This is a genomic window from Actinoplanes italicus (genome assembly GCF_003001815.1).
Taxonomy (GTDB): Bacteria; Actinomycetota; Actinomycetes; order Mycobacteriales; family Micromonosporaceae; genus Actinoplanes; species Actinoplanes italicus.
On record NZ_PVMZ01000002.1, the window covers coordinates 617,955 to 634,501 of the forward strand.

A 16,547-nucleotide genomic window follows, 5' to 3' on the forward strand; every position below is an offset into this window, starting at 1 on the left:
TCGTGATCGAGGGGCACGGCGGTGAACTCGCGCTGGCGGCCCTGCGGGCGTTCGGCGTCGCCGAGATGTTCACCCTCTCCGGCGGTCACGTCTTCCCGCTCTACGCGGCCGCCCACGAGTCCGGTTTCGGCTTGTACGACGTACGCCACGAACAGTCCGCGGTCTTCGCCGCCGAGGCCGTCGCCAAACTGACCCGGCGCCCCGGCCTGGCCGTCCTGACCGCCGGACCCGGTGTGACCAACGGCATCTCCGCCCTGACCAGCGCACACTTCAACGGCTCGCCGGTCCTGGTGCTCGGCGGCAGGGCGCCCGCCTTCCGCTGGGGTGCCGGCAGCCTGCAGGAGCTCGACCACGTGCCACTGGTCGCCCCGGTCACCAAATACGCCGCCACGGTCAGCGCCACCGCGTCGATCCCCGGTGAGATCGGTGCCGCCCTCACGGCGGCCCTCACTCCGCACCGCGGCCCGGTCTTCCTCGACCTGCCGCTGGACGTCGTCTACGCGACCGGCACCGCCGCGGCGCCGGGCGAGCCGGCAATCACCGTGGAGGAGGCCGACCCCGACGACGTGGCGAGGGCCGCCACGCTGCTGGCCGGCGCGGAGCGGCCGGTCATCGTGGCCGGTTCGGACGTGTGGACCGGTGACGCGGTCGAGCAGCTGCGGGCCGCCGCCGAGGAGCTGCGGGTGCCGGTCTTCACCAACGGGATGGGCCGGGGCGCCCTGCCGCCGGGGCATCCGCTCGCCTTCTCCCGGGCCCGCCGGGCCGCTCTCGGCGGCGCCGACGTGGTCGCGGTCGTCGGTACTCCGCTCGACTTCCGGCTCGGGTTCGGCGACTTCGGCGCGGCCGCCGTGGTGCACGTGGTCGACGCGGTGAGCCGGCGGGCCACGCACGTCACCCCGGCCGTCTCACCGGCCGGTGACCTCGGGCGCATCCTCGCCGCCTTCGCCGCCTGGACCGGGTCGCGGCGCTCCCACGACGACTGGATCGCCTCGCTGCGGACGGCCGAGGACGCCGCGAAGGCGCGGGACGCCGAGGCGATGGCGGCCGGCAGCGACCCGATCAGGCCGGCACGTGTCTACGGCGAACTGCGCCGGGTGCTCGACCCGGACGCCGTGACGATCGGTGACGGCGGTGACTTCGTCTCCTACGCGGGCCGCTTCCTGGAACCCGCACAGCCCGGGCTCTGGCTGGACCCCGGGCCGTACGGCTGTCTCGGCACGGGCCTCGGTTACGCCATGGGCGCCCGGGTCGTCCACCCCGGCCGGCAGGTGTGCGTGCTGATGGGCGACGGGGCGGCCGGATTCTCCCTGATGGACGCGGAGTCCCTGGCCAGGCAGCACCTTCCCGCGGTGATCGTGGTCGGCAACAACGGCATCTGGGGCCTGGAGAAACATCCGATGCGGGCCATGTACGGCTACGACGTCGCCGCCGACCTGTCGCCCGGCCTGCGTTACGACGATGTGGTCCGTGCCCTCGGCGGCGCGGGCGAGACCGTCACGAAGGCGGGCGACCTGGGGCCCGCCCTGCGCCGCGCGTTCGATGCGGGCGTGCCGTACCTGGTCAACGTGCTGACCGACCCGGCCGACGCCTATCCCCGCAGCTCCAGCCTGGCCTAGGCCGAGTCTCGGACCTGCCACGCCGCGGCGCGTCTCCCACTTCGATACAGCCCTAAGGCCTGTCCTGTTGCTCGTCGCGTTGCTCGTCGTCCTGGTGCTGTCCATCGTCGTGCTGCTTGTCGTCGCGGTGCAGCTCGCGTTCCCAGCGGTCGAGCAACTCGCGGTCGCGGCGGGCCTGCTCGCCGCCGGGCGAGGCCGCCGAGCTGTCCATCGAACGCAGGAAGTCGGGATCGTCGTCGGGTGCGGAGGGACGCCGGAACGTCCGCCGGCCGGAGCTGACCGGTCGCCCCCAGACGAAGTAGGCGGTGGGGCCGGCGATCGGGATCAGCAGGATCACCGGGATCCACACGGCTCGCGGCGCGTTGCGGACCCGCTCCGCCGAAAGGGCGCTGATGAGGGCCAGGATCAGCAGCACGAGCGCCGCCCCGGCCAGCAGGATGAACAACCGGACCATGCCGCAATGATGCCCCGCCCGAGCCGGGACGGCGACGATCAGAGCATGACAACCCATCCGCCGAGGACCGCCATGGTCGTTACGAGGAGTGCGTAGGCACGTACCGAGCGCGGCGCCGGCCGGGGGAACCGTGTCCGCAGATCGCGTGCGCGGTGCAGCGAGAGGCCCACGATCCCGGCCCAGGCGACCATCGCGGCCGCCGCGGCGAGCCACTCGGCCGGACCCGCGCCGGGCACGAAGGCGGGCCGGACGGTGAGAAGTCCCACCGCCGCGGCCGACAGGCTGGTCCGCCGCCAGGCGAGCCGGGTCCGCTCGGCCGAGGCGCCCGGATCGCGATGGCGTTCGTCACTCATCTGAGGGCCTGGACGAGTCGGTAGGCCTGGACGAGTCGGTAGGCCTGGACGGGTCGGTAGACCTGGACGAGTCGGTAGACCTGGACGGGTCAGAAGACATGACGAGTCAGAAGACCTGGACGAGGACCGCGACGATGATCACCACGGCGCCGAGGGCCACCGCGATCGCCAGCGCTGCCGGGAAGTGCGACCGTGGCAGATCGGTGCCGAGCCGCATGGCCCGCTCGGTCTGTGCCCAGTGGTGCACCGCCCGCAGCGCCACCAGGGCACCGAGGACGAGCAGCAGGATGGCGATGATCTCGCGCAGGTGGGCGACCGGCAGCGGTGGCAGGAACTGCGCGCAGGCCAGACCGCCGGCGATGAGGGCGAGGCCGGTGCGGATCCAGGCCAGGAAGGTGCGCTCGTTGGCCAGCGAGAACCGGTAGTCGGGTGTGTCGCCCGCGGATGTCGGTTCGAACCATTCCCTCAGACCACCGGCCACGCCGCCGATTATTGACCTATTGGGTCGAGAAGGTGGTGCCAGAGACTGCGGACTTCGTCACTCACGCATGCCTCCCGTGGCCGTCCACACCGGCACCACGGAGAGTCCGGGCCGGAGCGACCGTGGGACTGCGGCTTCAGATCTTCGGGGCGTGGGGGAGTATGGGTCGTGGATGGGCTCATGCCCTCCACGAGTGAGACGTTTTGACCGGACATGTCTGACACCTCCTCATCGCCCACTGTAGCGATGGTGATCGCCACGCGGGTGAGGTGTGTCACTCTGGGTGGCCGGCAACAGTGAAGCTACTGGCGGGTAACCTGGCTGACATGTCCGCCGTCCGGCACCGACACCGGTCGTGGGCAGGTCGATCGCAACGGTGCGTTCAATACAGGAGGGTCGTAGGAGCGCGATGAACATCGTCGTACTGGTTAAGCAGGTACCCGACTCCGGTGCCGAGCGCACCCTGAGCCCGAGCGACAACACCGTCGAACGTGGCCCGGGCAACGTCATCAACGAGATGGACGAGTACGCCATCGAGGAAGCGCTGAAGATCAAAGAGGCGCACGGTGGCGAGGTGACCGTCCTGACCGTCGGCCCGGCGGGTGCAACCGACTCGATCCGCAAGGCCCTGTCCATGGGCCCCGACAAGGCCGTCCACGTGCAGGACGACGCCCTGCACGGTTCCTGCGCGGTCGCCACGTCCAAGGTGCTCGCCGCCGCGCTGCGCACCCTGAACGCCGACCTGATCATCAGTGGTGCCGAGTCCACCGACGGCCGTGTCCAGGTCGTGCCGCACATGCTGGCCGAGCTCCTCGGCGTGGCCGCTCTCACCGGCGCCCGCAAGCTCACCGTGGACGGTTCGCAGCTGACCGTCGAGCGCCAGACCGACGAGGGCTACGAGGTCGTCACCGCCGCGACCCCGGCCGTCGTCAGCGTCTGGGACACCATCAACGAGCCGCGGTACCCCTCCTTCAAGGGCATCATGGCCGCCAAGAAGAAGCCGGTGCAGGCGCTGACTCTCGGTGACCTGGGTATCTCCGGCGACGAGGTCGGCTTTGCCGGCGCCACCAGCCAGGTGCTGGAGTTCACCAAGCGCCCGGCCCGCACCGGCGGCGCCAAGGTCGTCGACGAGGGCAACGGCGGCGAGCAGCTCGTCGCGTACCTCGCCACCGAGAAGTTCGTCTGAGCCGAGGGGATAGAGACATGGCTGAAGTACTCGTCGTCGTCGAGAACGGCGTCAAGAAGGTCACCCTCGAGATGCTGACGATCGCCCGTGGACTCGGGTCCGTCTCGGCGGTCGTGTTCGGGGAGGCCGACACCGCCAAGCTCGGGGAGTTCGGTGCCGAGAAGATCTACGTCGCGTCCGGTGAGGACGTCGACGGCTACCTGGTCGCTCCCAAGGCCACCGTGGTCGCCGAGCTGGTGAAGCAGGTGCAGCCGGCCGCCGTGCTGCTGGCCTCCACCCAGGAGGGCAAGGAGATCGCCGGTCGTCTGGCGATCAAGCTGGACAACGGCCTGCTCACCGACGCGGTCGAGGTCGCCGCAGACGGCACCGCCACCCAGGTGGTCTTTGCCGGCTCCACGATCGTCAAGTCCAAGGTCACCAAGGGCATCCCGATCGTGACCGTCCGCCCCAACTCGGTCACCCCGGCTCCCTCCGCCGCCACCCCGGCCGTCGAGCAGCTGACCGTGGCGGTCACCGACGCCGACAAGCTGACCAAGGTCGTCGAGCGGGTCGCCGAGCAGAAGGGCTCCCGCCCCGAGCTCACCGAGGCCGGCATCGTCGTCTCCGGCGGCCGCGGCGTCGGCAACGCCGACAACTTCAAGCTGGTCGAGGAGCTCGCCGACCTGCTCGGCGGCGCGGTCGGCGCCTCCCGCGCGGCCGTCGACTCGGGCTACTACCCGCACCAGTTCCAGGTCGGGCAGACCGGCAAGACGGTGTCCCCGCAGCTGTACGTCGCGCTCGGCATCTCCGGCGCGATCCAGCACCGGGCCGGCATGCAGACCTCGAAGACGATCGTGGCGGTCAACAAGGACGCCGAGGCCCCGATCTTCGAGCTGGCCGACTACGGCGTCGTCGGCGACCTCTTCAAGGTCGTCCCGCAGGCGGCCGACGAGATTCGCAAGCGCAAGTAGAACCGGCGTCTCGAACGGCCCGGCGGTCCTCCGCCGGGTCGTTCGGCTTTTCCCGCGGTACGCCCTACGCGGATCCCGGGTCCGGTGAGTGGGCAGCAGCCCGGCGGGGGCGCCGCGGAGCGGGAGTGGGCAGCCACGTCGCTGCGGAGCCCGGGTACGCGGGGATTGCGGTCGGAGTGACGTAGCCGTACCGCAGCAGAAGTTTGACGTTGATCTTCCCGGGCGGGCTGGGGGAGCCGGTCGCGGGACGGCCTAAGCTGGAGATGATGGCCTACCTCGATCATGCGGCGACCACGCCGATGCTCCCCGCCGCGCTCGACGCCTACGTCGCGGCGGCGCGTGAGCTTGGGAACCCGTCTTCCCTGCATGCGGCTGGTCGTGGCGCTCGGCGGCTGGTGGAGGAGTCGCGGGAGCGGATCGCCGCCGCACTGGGTGCGCGGCCGTCCGAGGTGGTGTTCACCGGTGGCGGCACCGAGGCGGACAATCTGGCGGCCAAGGGGATCTTCTGGGCGCGCCGGGAGGCCGATCCACGACTGCGCCGGGTGGTCGCCTCGGCGGTCGAGCACCACGCCGTGCTGGACGCGGTCGAGTGGCTCGGCCGGCACGAGGAGGCCGAAGTCACACTGCAGCCGGTGGACGGGTTCGGGCGGGTGGATCCGGACGGATTCGCCGAGCTGATCCGGGCGCACGGTGACGAGATCGCCGTGGTCAGCGTGCAGTGGGCCAACAACGAGGTGGGCACGATTCAGCCGGTGGCCGACCTGGCGGCGATCGCGGCCGCGGCGGGTGTGCCTTTTCACACCGACGCCGTGCAGGCGGTCGGGCAGACACCTGTCGACTTCGCGGCCAGCGGCGCCGCGGCGCTGACGCTGACCGGGCACAAGGTCGGCGGCCCGGTCGGGGTGGGCGCGCTGCTGCTGGGCCGGGACGTGCCGTGCACACCCCTGCTGCACGGCGGCGGCCAGGAACGCGACGTCCGCTCCGGCACGCTGGACACACCGGGCGTGGTCGCGTTCGCCACGGCGGTCGAGGCCGCGGTCGCCGAGCGCGAGGAGTACACCGTGCGGGTCGCGGCGCTGCGTGACGACCTGGTGCAACGGGTGCGGGCCGCGATTCCCGAGGCGATCCTCAACGGTGACCCGGAGAGCCGGCTGCCGGGCAACGCGCACTTCTCCTTCCCGGGCTGCGAGGGCGACGCGCTGCTGCTGCTCCTGGACGCGCAGGGTGTCTACTGCTCGACGGGCTCGGCCTGCTCGGCCGGCGTGGCCCAGCCGAGCCACGTGCTGCTCGCGATGGGGGCCGACGACGGGCGGGCGCGGTCGTCGCTGCGGTTCAGCCTGGGGCACGACAGCACCAAGGCGGATGTGGACGCGCTGATGGTGGCGCTGCCGGGAGCCGTCGAGCGGGCCAGGCGGGCGGGGGCCTGGAAGACTCCCAGATAGGCTTGCTCCATGCGAGTTCTTGCGGCTATGTCGGGCGGTGTCGACTCCGCGGTCGCTGCCGCGCGCGCCCGGGATGCCGGCCATGACGTCACCGGTGTGCACCTGGCTCTTGCGCGTAATCCACAGACGTTCCGGACAGGCGCCCGCGGCTGCTGCACGCTGGAGGACTCGCGCGACGCCCGCCGGGCCGCCGATGTGATCGGCATCCCGTTCTATGTCTGGGACATGGCGGAGGAGTTCCACGACAGCGTGGTCGACGACTTCGTGAACGAGTACGCGGCGGGCCGTACCCCCAACCCGTGCCTGCGCTGCAACGAGAAGATCAAGTTCGCTGCGGTACTGGACCGGGCGGTCGCGCTCGGCTTCGACGCGGTCGTCACCGGCCACCACGCCCGGCTCGGTGCCGACGGCCTGCTGCGCCGCAGTGTCGACCTGCCGAAGGACCAGTCCTACGTGCTGGCGGTGCTGACCCGGCAGCAGCTGGACCGGGCGATCTTCCCGCTGGGCGACTCGACGAAGGAGCGCGTCCGGGCCGAGGCCGCCGAGCGTGGCCTGGCCGTCGCCGACAAGCCCGACTCCCACGACATCTGCTTCATCTCCGACGGCGACACCCGCGGGTTCCTGGAGAGCCGGCTCGGGTCGGCGCCCGGCGACATCGTGGACGGTCGGACCGGCGAGAGACTGGGGACCCACAACGGGGCGTACGGCTTCACGATCGGCCAGCGCAAGGGCCTCGACCTGCGGGTTCCGGCCGCCGACGGCCGCCCGCGCTACGTGCTGTCGATCACGCCGGTGTCCAACACGGTGACCGTGGGGCCCCGCGAGGACCTTCTCGTCGACGTCGTCAGCGCCGACCGGCCGATCTGGCACGACCCGGCTTCCGAGGTCGACTGTGAGGTCCAGCTCAGGGCGCACGGCGAGGTCGTCGGAGCATCCGTGTCGGTCACCGGGGACGCGCTGGTGGCGACCTTGAGATCGCCGGCGCGCGGAGTGGCCGCCGGTCAGGCGATCGTGGCGTACCGGCCCGACCCGGACGGCGACATCGTGCTCGGCTCGGCGACGATCGCCGAAGGCATCAGGTCGGATGCGGGTGCCCTCGTGGCTGAGCAGGCGGCGACGCGTGCCTGACTTCCCGTGGGCCCCGGGCACGGCGACCGGCATCGGGTCGCTGCCGGGTATCGACATCGCCGAGGCCCAGCGGATCGTGCTGGGCGAGCTGCCCGGCCTGCCGCACCTGGCCGAGCTGCCGGAACGCGGCCCGGGCGCCGACATGATCGGGCGGACCGCCGGATTCCTGGTCGAGATGCCGGTCCAGGTCTATGCCGGTCGGTGGCAGATCAGTTCAAAACCGGGCAAGGACCTTCGGCGTACGGCTGACCTGCTGGAACGGGACCTCGATGAGCTGACCGAGCAGGCTGACGGGTACTCGGGCCCGCTGAAGATCCAGGCGGCCGGCCCGTGGACCCTCGCCGCGAACCTGGACCTGCCCATCGGCGGCCGGATGCTGCGCGACCCGGGCGCTGTGCGCGACCTGACCGACTCGCTGGCCGAGGGTCTGCGCCGGCACGTGGCCGAGGTGCGCAAACGGGTGCCGAGGGCGACCGTGCTGCTCCAGCTGGACGAGCCGTCGTTGCCGTCGGTGCTGGCCGGCCGGGTGCCGACCGAGAGCGGGCTGAGCGCGTACCGGGAGGTCGACGGGCCCGACGCGGCCACCCGCCTGCGCGGTCTGGTCGAGGCCGTCGACACGCCGGTGATCGTGCACTGCTGTGCCCCTGAGTTCCCGTTGCAGGTGATCCGCGACGCCCTCGCCTCAGCCGTGGCGTTCGACCTGTCGTTGCTCAAGGATCTGGACCCCCTGGGCGAGGCGATCGAGGCCGGCCTGGGGATCTTCGTGGGTGCCGCGCCGACCCGTCCCGGGACCGGCCGTGGGCCCGACTCGAAGCAGATCGCCGAGCGGGTGAGCACCCTGTGGCGGCGCCTGGGCTTCCCTGCCGCCCGGCTGCCCGAGCAGGTGGTGATCACCCCGGCGTGCGGGCTGGCGGGCGCGCCGATGGGCTACGTTCGCGCGTTGCTCAAGGCGTGCACGGAGGCCGGCCGCCGGATCGCCGAGGTCTGAACGCGGAAAGTGTCAGGGGGTGGGGTTACCGTGCCCCTTAGGTTTCCTGACACGGAGGTTCGGTTCAGTGGCTACACCAGAGGCATCTTCCCGGCATGCCGAGCTGGCCGACGAGATCCGCGAGCATCAGCACCGCTATTACGAGCTCGACGCCCCGACGGTCTCGGATGCCGAGTTCGACCTGCTGCTGCGTGAGCTCGAGGCTCTCGAGACGGAGTTCCCTGAGCTGCGCACGCCCGAGTCGCCGACCCAGATGGTGGGCGGCACGGCCTCCGGTGACTTCCCCAAGGTCGAGCACGCCGAGCGGATGATGTCGCTGGACAACGTGTTCAACCTCGACGAGCTGACGGCGTGGACCGAGCGTGCCGTGCGGGACGCGGGCGGCCCGGTGCGATTCCTCTGCGAGCTCAAGATCGACGGCCTGGCGATCAACCTGACGTATGAGAAGGGCGTGCTGGTCCGTGCCGCCACCCGGGGCACCGGGCGGGTCGGTGACGACGTGACGCCCAACGTGCGGACCATCGCCGACATCCCGGAGCGGCTGACCGGCGACGACGTGCCCGACCTGGTCGAGGTGCGCGGCGAGATCTACTTCCCGGCCGAGGCGTTCGCGGCGCTCAACGCGATGCTGGTCGAGCAGGGCAAACCGACGTATATGAATCCGCGTAACGCGGCGTCCGGCAGCCTGCGGCAGAAGGACCCACGGGTCACCGGGGCGCGTGGGCTCGGCATGGTGGTGCACGGGCTCGGCGCGCGCGAGGGGTTCAGCCCGGCGTCACAGTCGGACGCCTATGCCGCGATGAAGGCGTGGGGCCTGCCGGTCAGCTCGCGGTGGAGGCTGGTCGACGATCTGGCCGGGGTGCGCGAGTTCATCGAGTTCTACGGCAAGAACAGACATTCCGTCGAGCACGACATCGACGGCGTGGTGGTGAAGATCGACGACGTCTCGATCCAGGGCCGGTTGGGTTCGACGAGCCGGGCGCCGCGCTGGGCGATCGCCTTCAAGTATCCGCCCGAGGAGGTCACCACCAAGCTCCTCGACATCGCGGTGAACGTGGGACGGACCGGCCGGGTCACTCCCTACGCCGTGGTGGAGCCGGTCGTGGTGGCCGGGTCGGAGGTCGAGTTCGCCACCCTGCACAACGCGCAGGAGGTCGTCCGTAAGAACGTGCTGATCGGCGACACCGTGGTGCTGCGCAAGGCCGGCGACGTCATCCCGGAGATCCTCGGGCCGGTGCTGGAGCTGCGTCCGGCGGACGCGCGGGCGTTCGTGATGCCCACCGAGTGTCCCGACTGCGGCACGCCGCTGGCCCCGGCGAAAGAGGGCGACATCGACATCCGCTGCCCGAATTCGCAGTATTGCCTGGGCCAGCGTCGCGAGCGGCTGACCTACGTCGGTCATCGCAACGTCCTCGACATCGACGTTCTGGGAGAGAAGTCGGCGCGTGCGCTGATCGACTCGGGTGTGCTGTTCGACGAGGGCGATCTGTTCAGCCTCACCGAGGAGGATCTGCTGCGTGCCCCGTTCTTCGTGAAGAAGGACGGCACCCTCGGCGCCAACGCGGCCAAGATGCTGGCCAGCATCGAGGAGGCGAAGACGCGGCCGCTCGCCCGGGTCCTGCGCGGACTGTCGATCCGGCACGTCGGGCCGGACGCGGCCGGCGCACTGGCGCTGGAGTTCGGCTCGATGGAGGCGTTGGAGGAGATCATCGCCCGAGCCCCGGAGACGCCGGCTCTCGAAGCGCCGGCCGCAGAAGCGCCGGCCCTTCAGTCGCCGGCCGCGGAGGCGGGGGTTGCGGAAGCGGCGGCTGCGGCGCCGGCGATCGGGCAAGCGACGCTTGAGGTGACGACAGCCGCGGGGACGACAGCCGCGGAGGCGTCGGCTGAGGTGGCGACAGCCGCGGAGGTGTCGGCTGAGGTGGCGACAGCCGCGGAGGTGTCGGCTGAGGTGGCGACAGCCGCGGAGGGCAAGGCCGCGGCGAAGCGCAAGGTCAAGGTCGTCGACCCGCTCGCCGCCGTCGACAAGGTGGGGCCGACGATCGCGGAGAGTCTGCGGGAGTGGTTCGCCGTCGACTGGCACCGGGAGATCATCCGGAAATGGCGGGACGCCGGGGTCCGGATGGCCGACGAGCGGGTGGAGACCGGGCCGCGCACGCTCGACGGGCTGACCGTCGTGGTGACCGGGACCCTCGCGGGCTTCACCCGCGACAAGGCGGCCGAGGAGATCACGTCCCGAGGCGGCAAGGTGACCGGCTCGGTGTCGAAGAAGACGGGGTTCGTGGTGGTCGGGGACAACCCTGGCAGCAAGTACGACAAGGCGATGGCCCTGAAGGTGCCCGTGCTCGACGAGGCCGGTTTCGGCGTGCTGCTCACCGAGGGGCCGGAGGCGGCCCGCGCGGTTGCGGAGACCGGGCCGGAGGCGACCAGCGCGGTCGCGGAGGCCGGGCCGGAGGCGACCAGCGCGGTCGCGGAGGCCACCCCGGAAGGGTGAATCATGACGGAAATCACGTTCAGGAGGTTAGAGGCGTCTAACAACGTTTAGGTGCTTTAGGGCAAAAAGCGCCATATGGATCTATGGTGTATGCGATCGGTGATCGAGGCCATCGTGGAGGTCGCATGGATGCCGCTCGCCCTCGGACGGCCGGCCCGCGTCACCGGCGCACGGTGATCGTCTCCACGGTCACCGCCGGAGTCGCCGCCCTCGCGCTGCTGCTCGGACCGGCTGCCGCCCTGCCACCGGCCTTCTGGATGATGGCCCTGCTCGCCATCCTGGTCGACGCCCGGCCCTACGTGGTGCCCGGGCGCCGGGCCAGCGCCGTGATCCTGCCGTCCATCTGCTTCAGCTTCGCCGTCGTGCTGGCCTGGGGCGCGGCCCCGGCCATCGCGGTGCAACTGGCCGCGGTCGTGGTGGCCGGCGCCCGGATGCGGCACTCGCTGCGCCGGACCGTGCACCTCGGCCTGCAGCACACCGCCGCGCTCGGGGCTGCCGCTGCGGTGGCGGGGATGGGCCGGCTGCGGGTCGACGCGAGCCCGGACTGGTGGGACGCCCTGGTCATCTGCGCCGCGGCGGCCGCCTGGATCACCGCCCGGCTCGCGGTCGCGGGTCTGGTCCGGGCTCTGACCTCGGACGGCCGCGTCCCGTCCCGGCGCCGCCGCGGTCACGCCGACCTGCTGGCCACCGCGGCCTTGCTGCTGCTCGGCCCCGTGGTGCTGGTCGCCGCCCTGGTCACCCCGATCCTGCTTCCGCTGGCGTTGCTCGCGCTGCACGCCGTGCATCGGATGGTCCGCTGGGCCGGCGAGTCGGAGCGGGCCACCCGCTTCGACACGCTCACCGGCCTGCCGAACCGGCGTGCCCTGCAGACCGCGATGGCCGAGCGGGCTCCCGACCGCCGTCGTGCCCTGCTGCTGCTCGACCTGGACCGTTTCCGCACCGTCAACGACGCTCTCGGGCACGGCGCCGGCGACCGGCTGCTGACCCGGGTCGCCGACCGGCTGACCGCCGTGGTGCCCGCCCACGACCTGGTGGTCCGGCTCGGTGGCGACGAGTTCGCGGTCCTCGCCACCCGGGTCGAGGACCCGGCCTCGGCGCGTCGGATCGCCCAGCACCTGGCCGAGGCGTTGAGCCGGCCGTTCCCGTTGGACGGCACCCCGGTCGAGCTGAGCGCGTCGATCGGGATCGCCCTGCAGTCCGGCCGCCGGGACGCCAGCACGCTGCTGGTCGAGGCCGAGTCGGCGATGTATGAGGCGAAACAGCGCGGCGACCAGGTCGCGGTGCACGGGCCGGACGCCGCCAAGCACACCCCCGACCGGCTCAGCCTGGTCGCCGACCTGCGGACCGCGCTGCGCCGGGAACCGCCCGACGACGGGATAGTCCTCTACTACCAGCCGCAGATCGCGATCGCGACCGGCGAGGTGGTCGGTGTGGAGGCGCTACTGCGCTGGCGGCACCCGGAGCGGGGCACGGTCGGTCCGGAGGAGTTGCTGCGGGCGGCCGAGCCGACGCCGGTGATGCGCCTGCTCACCGCCCGGGTGCTCGAGGAGGTGGTGGCGCAGCTCGCGGCGTGGCGGGCCGCGCGTACCCCGTTGCGGGCCGCCGTCAACGTGAGCGCCCGTGACCTGCACGCCGGTGACATCGCCGACCGGGTCGGTGCGCTCCTCGAGCGGTACGCGGTGCCGGCCGACCTGCTCCAGCTGGAGATCACCGAGAGCGCGCTGATGGCCGACCCGCACCGGGTCCTGGAGACCACCACCCGGCTCTGCCGGATGGGCGTGGCCATCTCGCTGGACGACTTCGGCACCGGTTACTCGTCGCTGCAGCACCTGCGCCGGCTGCCGCTGTCCGAGGTCAAGATCGACCGCTCGTTCGTGCTCGGCATGGCCACCGATCGCGGCGACGCGGCGATCGTACGATCGGTTATCGGTCTTGCCGAGGCCCTCGGCCTGCGTGCCGTCGCGGAAGGGGTGGAGGACGAGGCGACCTGGCGTCTGCTGGCCGCCGCCGGGTGCCATACCGCGCAGGGCTGGTTCCACGCACGCCCGATGCCGGCCGCCGATCTCGCCGACTGGCTGACGCGGTACCGCCCGGTCCGACCCGGGAAACGCGGCGAAATAGACTCTGCAGGCACATCTACAACGTCAAGCAACGAGGGGGCAGGATGGCCGCCATCTCCCGCGAAGAGGTAGCGCACCTGGCGCGCCTGTCGCGGCTCGCCGTGACCGAGGAGGAGCTGGACCAATTCGCGGGTCAGCTCGACGTGATCCTCCAGTCGGTCGCCCGGGTCGGTGAGGTGGCCGCGGAGGACATTCCGCCGACCTCGCACTCGGTTCCGCTGACCAACGTGTATCGCGAGGACGTCCCCACGCCGAGCCTGGCGCAGGAGGCCGCCCTGTCCGGGGCGCCGGACGCCTATGAGGGCCGGTTCCGCGTGCCGCGGATCCTGGACGAGGAGGACTGACCTGTGAGTGACCTGACCAGGCTCTCCGCCGCTGAACTGGCTTCTCTCGTGGCGAAGCGGGAGGTGTCGGCCGTCGAGGTGGCGACCGCCCACCTGGACCGCATCGACGCCGTCGACGAGCGGGTGCACGCGTTCCTGCACGTCGACCGGGAGGGCGCGCTGGCGGCCGCCGCAGCCGTGGACCGCGGTGAGATCACCGGGCCGCTGGCCGGTGTGCCGATCGCCGTCAAGGACGTGGTGACGACCAAGGGCGTCCCGACCACGGCCGCCTCCAAGATCCTCGAGGGCTGGAAGCCGCCGTACGACGCGACGATCGTCGAACGTCTGAAGGCCGCCGGCATGCCGATCCTCGGCAAGACCAACATGGACGAGTTCGCGATGGGCTCCTCCACCGAGTACAGCGCGTACGGTCCGACGAACAACCCGTGGGACCTGGGCCGCATCCCGGGTGGCTCGGGCGGTGGCTCGGCCGCGGCGCTCGCGGCCTACGAGGCGCCGCTCGCGATCGGCACCGACACCGGTGGCTCGATCCGCCAGCCGGGCGCGGTCACCGGCACGGTCGGCGCCAAGCCGACGTACGGCGGCACGTCCCGCTACGGCCTCATCGCCTTCTCGTCCTCGCTGGACACGCCCGGCCCCTGTGGCCGGACCGTCGAGGACACCGCCCTGCTGCACGCGGTGATCGCCGGGCACGACCCGCGCGACTCCACCTCGATCCCGCAGCCGGTGCCGGACGTCGTGGCCGCGGCCCGTCTCGGCGCGACCGGTGACCTGACCGGCGTCAAGCTGGGTCTGGTCAAGGAGTTCGCCGGCGACGGTTCCGAGCCCGGCGTGGTCGCCGCGTTCCGGGAGTCGCTGGAAGCGCTGGTCAAGCTGGGTGCCGAGGTCGTCGAGGTGTCCTGCCCGAACTTCCAGTACGCGCTTCCCGCGTACTATCTGATCGCCCCGAGTGAATGCTCGTCGAACCTGGCCCGCTTCGACGGTGTGCGGTACGGCCTGCGCTCCGGTGACGACGGCAGCCGTTCGCTCGAGGAGGTCATGTCGCTGACCCGTGACGAGGGCTTCGGCCCCGAGGTGAAGCGGCGCATCATCCTCGGCACCTACGCCCTGTCGTCGGGTTACTACGACGCCTACTACGGCCAGGCGCAGAAGGTCCGCACGCTCATCACCCGGGACTTCCAGGCCGCGTTCGAGCAGGTCGACGTGCTCGTCTCGCCGACCACGCCGTTCGTGGCGTTCCCGTTCGGCTCGCGGACCGGCGACCCGTACCAGATGTACCTCGCCGACCTGTTCACCATCCCGACGAACCTGTACGGCGGACCGGCCATCTCGGTCCCCTGCGGTCTCTCCGAGGGCCTGCCGGTCGGCTTCCAGATCATGGCTCCGACGATGGCCGACGACCGGATGTACCGGGTCGCCGCCGCCCTGGAGTCCGCGGTCGGCACCTTCACGCCGCCGGCGCTCTGAAAAGCTCGGGGGCTCTTCCACAGAGCCCCCGAGCACATCACGCGGGCGTCTTCGGCGAGTCCAGCCAGCTGTCGATCAGTTTCGTGAAGTCCTTACCGGTCTCCGCGTTCACGAACGCGATGAACGCGGCCCGGTCCTGGTTGGTGTTGCGGTTCTTCGCGGCCCACGCCGTCGTCAGGGCGAAGAACTTCTTGTCGCCGAGCGCGTCGTTCAGTTCCTTCAGCATGGCCGCCGGGCAGAGATACACGTTGCTCTCGGCGAAGGTGCCGGCCTTCGGCTTCCCGGGCGGGCCCACCTCGCGGCGCAGCTCGGCGTCGCGCTCACGCAGGTACTTCTCCAGGTACGCCTTGTCGAAGCCGTACAGCCTCATCTCGTACAGATATTGGAAGTAGGTTGCGAAGCCCTCGTTGAGCCACAGATCCGTCCAGGTCTTCGGCGTGACCGAGTTGCCGAACCACTGGTGGGCGTATTCGTGGACCAGGACGGCCTCGAACTGGCGGAGGTCGGCCCTCCGGAACGACTCCCGGCCCATGCTCAGCATCTGCTGCGTCTCCATGGCCGAGAACGAGCCGTTCAACAGGGCACCGGCGCTCGGGTACGGGTACGCCCCGAGCCGCTCCTCCAGCCACTCGAGCAGCTGCGGCGTCTTCTTCAAGGTGCTCAGATAGCGATCGTCGGTCTTCGGCACCACGAAGTTGGTGATCTTCAGCCCGCGCGGCCCGGTCTGCTCGATCCGCTTGTACCTGTCGACCGCCAGGGTCGTCACGTAGGCGGCAACCGGATCGGTGCTGGCGTAGTGGAAGGTGTTGCCGTCCACCTTGCCCGGCGTGCCACTGGCGGCCGCCGTCCAGCCCGGCGGGACCGTCACAGCCATGTCGTAGAGCGCCTCGTCGGACGGGTGCTCGTTGACCGGGTACCAGGTGAGCGCCCCCCACGGCTCCTGCATGGTCCAGAGCACGCCGTCCTTCGACGACCGCATGCCGATGCCCTCGGAGGCGTCCCCCCGGTGCGACGGCATCTCGACCTGCTTCGGCGACCCGTGGTAACTCACGGTCAGCGTCACCGGCCTGTCGGCGACGACCGGCGCCGGCACCACGAGCTTGGCCTTCTCGACGGTCCCCGTGGCCGGCTTCCCGTCGACGGTGACCTCGTCGACGGTCAGGCCGGTGAAGTCCAGCCTGATCTCCGGCGCGGCGGCGACCGGCCGGATCCGCAGCGTGGCGACGCCGGTGAGGACCCGGGCGTCCGGCTTCCAGTCCAGTTTCAGCCCGTAGTGCAGCACGTCCAGACCGGCGTTGCCCTTCTCCGGGTAGAGCGGGTCGGCGATCGGGGTGGAACGGCCGGCCGTCCACACGCTGTAGTCGGTCGTCGGTGCCTTCGAGGTCTCGGCGGGCGGTGCCGCCTTCTCAGGAGAACTCGTGCAGCCGGTAGCGAGAAGCATCGCGGCGACCGCGACGGTGGCGAAGGGGTGACGCATTCGCGGACCGTACACCGAACATCGATCTTCATGGGGTGCAGAACGACTCG

Annotated in this window: 13 protein-coding genes and 1 pseudogene; 10 read left to right on the plus strand and 4 right to left on the minus strand. The window is 71.1% G+C overall.

What is annotated here, in order from left to right:
- Positions 1-2: 2 nt before the first annotated feature.
- Positions 3-1,616, plus strand: coding sequence for an acetolactate synthase (locus CLV67_RS06820; RefSeq protein ID WP_203736865.1), 1,614 nt, complete (start codon positions 3-5; stop codon positions 1,614-1,616).
- A 52-nt stretch (positions 1,617-1,668) separates the two neighbouring features.
- Here CLV67_RS06820 and CLV67_RS06825 read toward each other — a convergent pair whose 3' ends face one another.
- From CLV67_RS06825 to CLV67_RS06835, 3 genes are all read right to left on the minus strand, one after another.
- Positions 1,669-2,070, minus strand: coding sequence for a PLD nuclease N-terminal domain-containing protein (locus CLV67_RS06825; RefSeq protein ID WP_106316272.1), 402 nt, complete (start codon positions 2,068-2,070; stop codon positions 1,669-1,671).
- 38 nt (positions 2,071-2,108) lie between these two features.
- Entirely contained in the window at positions 2,109-2,423 is a 315-nt protein-coding gene (locus CLV67_RS06830) for a DUF202 domain-containing protein (protein ID WP_106316273.1), read from the minus strand.
- Between the two features lie 106 nt (positions 2,424-2,529).
- Positions 2,530-2,904 carry a YidH family protein gene (locus CLV67_RS06835; RefSeq protein ID WP_106316274.1) on the minus strand — a complete coding sequence of 125 codons (375 nt, stop codon included), beginning with the start codon at positions 2,902-2,904 and terminating at the stop codon, positions 2,530-2,532.
- 409 nt (positions 2,905-3,313) lie between these two features.
- Here CLV67_RS06835 and CLV67_RS06840 point away from each other — a divergent pair, with 409 nt between their 5' ends.
- The 9 genes and pseudogenes from CLV67_RS06840 (at position 3,314) to gatA (ending at position 15,020) form a co-directional block, all read left to right on the plus strand.
- Positions 3,314-4,090 (plus strand): electron transfer flavoprotein subunit beta/FixA family protein, encoded by a 777-nt coding sequence (locus tag CLV67_RS06840; RefSeq protein WP_106316275.1) that lies wholly within the window; start codon positions 3,314-3,316, stop codon positions 4,088-4,090.
- A gap of 17 nt (positions 4,091-4,107) precedes the next feature.
- A complete protein-coding gene (locus CLV67_RS06845; protein ID WP_106316276.1) occupies positions 4,108-5,040 on the plus strand; it encodes an electron transfer flavoprotein subunit alpha/FixB family protein in 933 nt (310 codons plus the stop codon).
- A gap of 266 nt (positions 5,041-5,306) precedes the next feature.
- Positions 5,307-6,482 carry a cysteine desulfurase family protein gene (locus tag CLV67_RS06850; RefSeq protein WP_106316277.1) on the plus strand — a complete coding sequence of 392 codons (1,176 nt, stop codon included), beginning with the start codon at positions 5,307-5,309 and terminating at the stop codon, positions 6,480-6,482.
- A 9-nt stretch (positions 6,483-6,491) separates the two neighbouring features.
- Entirely contained in the window at positions 6,492-7,610 is a 1,119-nt protein-coding gene (mnmA, locus tag CLV67_RS06855; RefSeq protein ID WP_106316278.1) for a tRNA 2-thiouridine(34) synthase MnmA, read from the plus strand.
- On the plus strand, positions 7,567-8,598 hold the full coding sequence (locus CLV67_RS06860; RefSeq protein WP_106316279.1) for a methionine synthase: 1,032 nt from the start codon (positions 7,567-7,569) through the stop codon (positions 8,596-8,598). The genes mnmA and CLV67_RS06860 overlap by 44 nt, the downstream gene beginning before the upstream one ends.
- 67 nt (positions 8,599-8,665) lie before the next feature.
- A pseudogene (gene ligA, locus CLV67_RS06865) lies at positions 8,666-10,939 on the plus strand (NAD-dependent DNA ligase LigA); the annotation flags it as partial.
- A gap of 275 nt (positions 10,940-11,214) precedes the next feature.
- Positions 11,215-13,281 (plus strand): putative bifunctional diguanylate cyclase/phosphodiesterase, encoded by a 2,067-nt coding sequence (locus tag CLV67_RS06870; RefSeq protein ID WP_106316281.1) that lies wholly within the window; start codon positions 11,215-11,217, stop codon positions 13,279-13,281.
- The gene (gatC, locus tag CLV67_RS06875) at positions 13,254-13,553 is read left to right on the plus strand and encodes an Asp-tRNA(Asn)/Glu-tRNA(Gln) amidotransferase subunit GatC (protein ID WP_106316282.1); all 300 of its coding nucleotides are present in this window, start codon (positions 13,254-13,256) and stop codon (positions 13,551-13,553) included. The genes CLV67_RS06870 and gatC overlap by 28 nt, the downstream gene beginning before the upstream one ends.
- Before the next feature lie 3 nt (positions 13,554-13,556).
- Positions 13,557-15,020 carry an Asp-tRNA(Asn)/Glu-tRNA(Gln) amidotransferase subunit GatA gene (gatA, locus tag CLV67_RS06880; protein WP_106316283.1) on the plus strand — a complete coding sequence of 488 codons (1,464 nt, stop codon included), beginning with the start codon at positions 13,557-13,559 and terminating at the stop codon, positions 15,018-15,020.
- A gap of 37 nt (positions 15,021-15,057) precedes the next feature.
- Here the strand turns inward: gatA and CLV67_RS06885 are convergent, their stop codons facing one another.
- Positions 15,058-16,497 carry a M1 family metallopeptidase gene (locus CLV67_RS06885; protein ID WP_106316284.1) on the minus strand — a complete coding sequence of 480 codons (1,440 nt, stop codon included), beginning with the start codon at positions 16,495-16,497 and terminating at the stop codon, positions 15,058-15,060.
- Positions 16,498-16,547: the final 50 nt, after the last annotated feature.

Bases quoted from the DNA above. Each gene is read 5' to 3' on its own strand.
- gatC (WP_106316282.1), top strand. From the start codon at position 13,254: ATGGCCGCCATCTCCCGCGAAGAGGTAGCGCACCTGGCGCGCCTGTCG.
- CLV67_RS06830 (WP_106316273.1), bottom strand. From the start codon at position 2,423: ATGAGTGACGAACGCCATCGCGATCCGGGCGCCTCGGCCGAGCGGACC.
- CLV67_RS06845 (WP_106316276.1), top strand. From the start codon at position 4,108: ATGGCTGAAGTACTCGTCGTCGTCGAGAACGGCGTCAAGAAGGTCACC.
- CLV67_RS06840 (WP_106316275.1), top strand. From the start codon at position 3,314: ATGAACATCGTCGTACTGGTTAAGCAGGTACCCGACTCCGGTGCCGAG.
- mnmA (WP_106316278.1), top strand. From the start codon at position 6,492: ATGCGAGTTCTTGCGGCTATGTCGGGCGGTGTCGACTCCGCGGTCGCT.
- CLV67_RS06885 (WP_106316284.1), bottom strand. From the start codon at position 16,497: ATGCGTCACCCCTTCGCCACCGTCGCGGTCGCCGCGATGCTTCTCGCT.
- CLV67_RS06825 (WP_106316272.1), bottom strand. From the start codon at position 2,070: ATGGTCCGGTTGTTCATCCTGCTGGCCGGGGCGGCGCTCGTGCTGCTG.
- CLV67_RS06860 (WP_106316279.1), top strand. From the start codon at position 7,567: ATGCGGGTGCCCTCGTGGCTGAGCAGGCGGCGACGCGTGCCTGACTTC.
- CLV67_RS06870 (WP_106316281.1), top strand. From the start codon at position 11,215: ATGGATGCCGCTCGCCCTCGGACGGCCGGCCCGCGTCACCGGCGCACG.
- CLV67_RS06850 (WP_106316277.1), top strand. From the start codon at position 5,307: ATGGCCTACCTCGATCATGCGGCGACCACGCCGATGCTCCCCGCCGCG.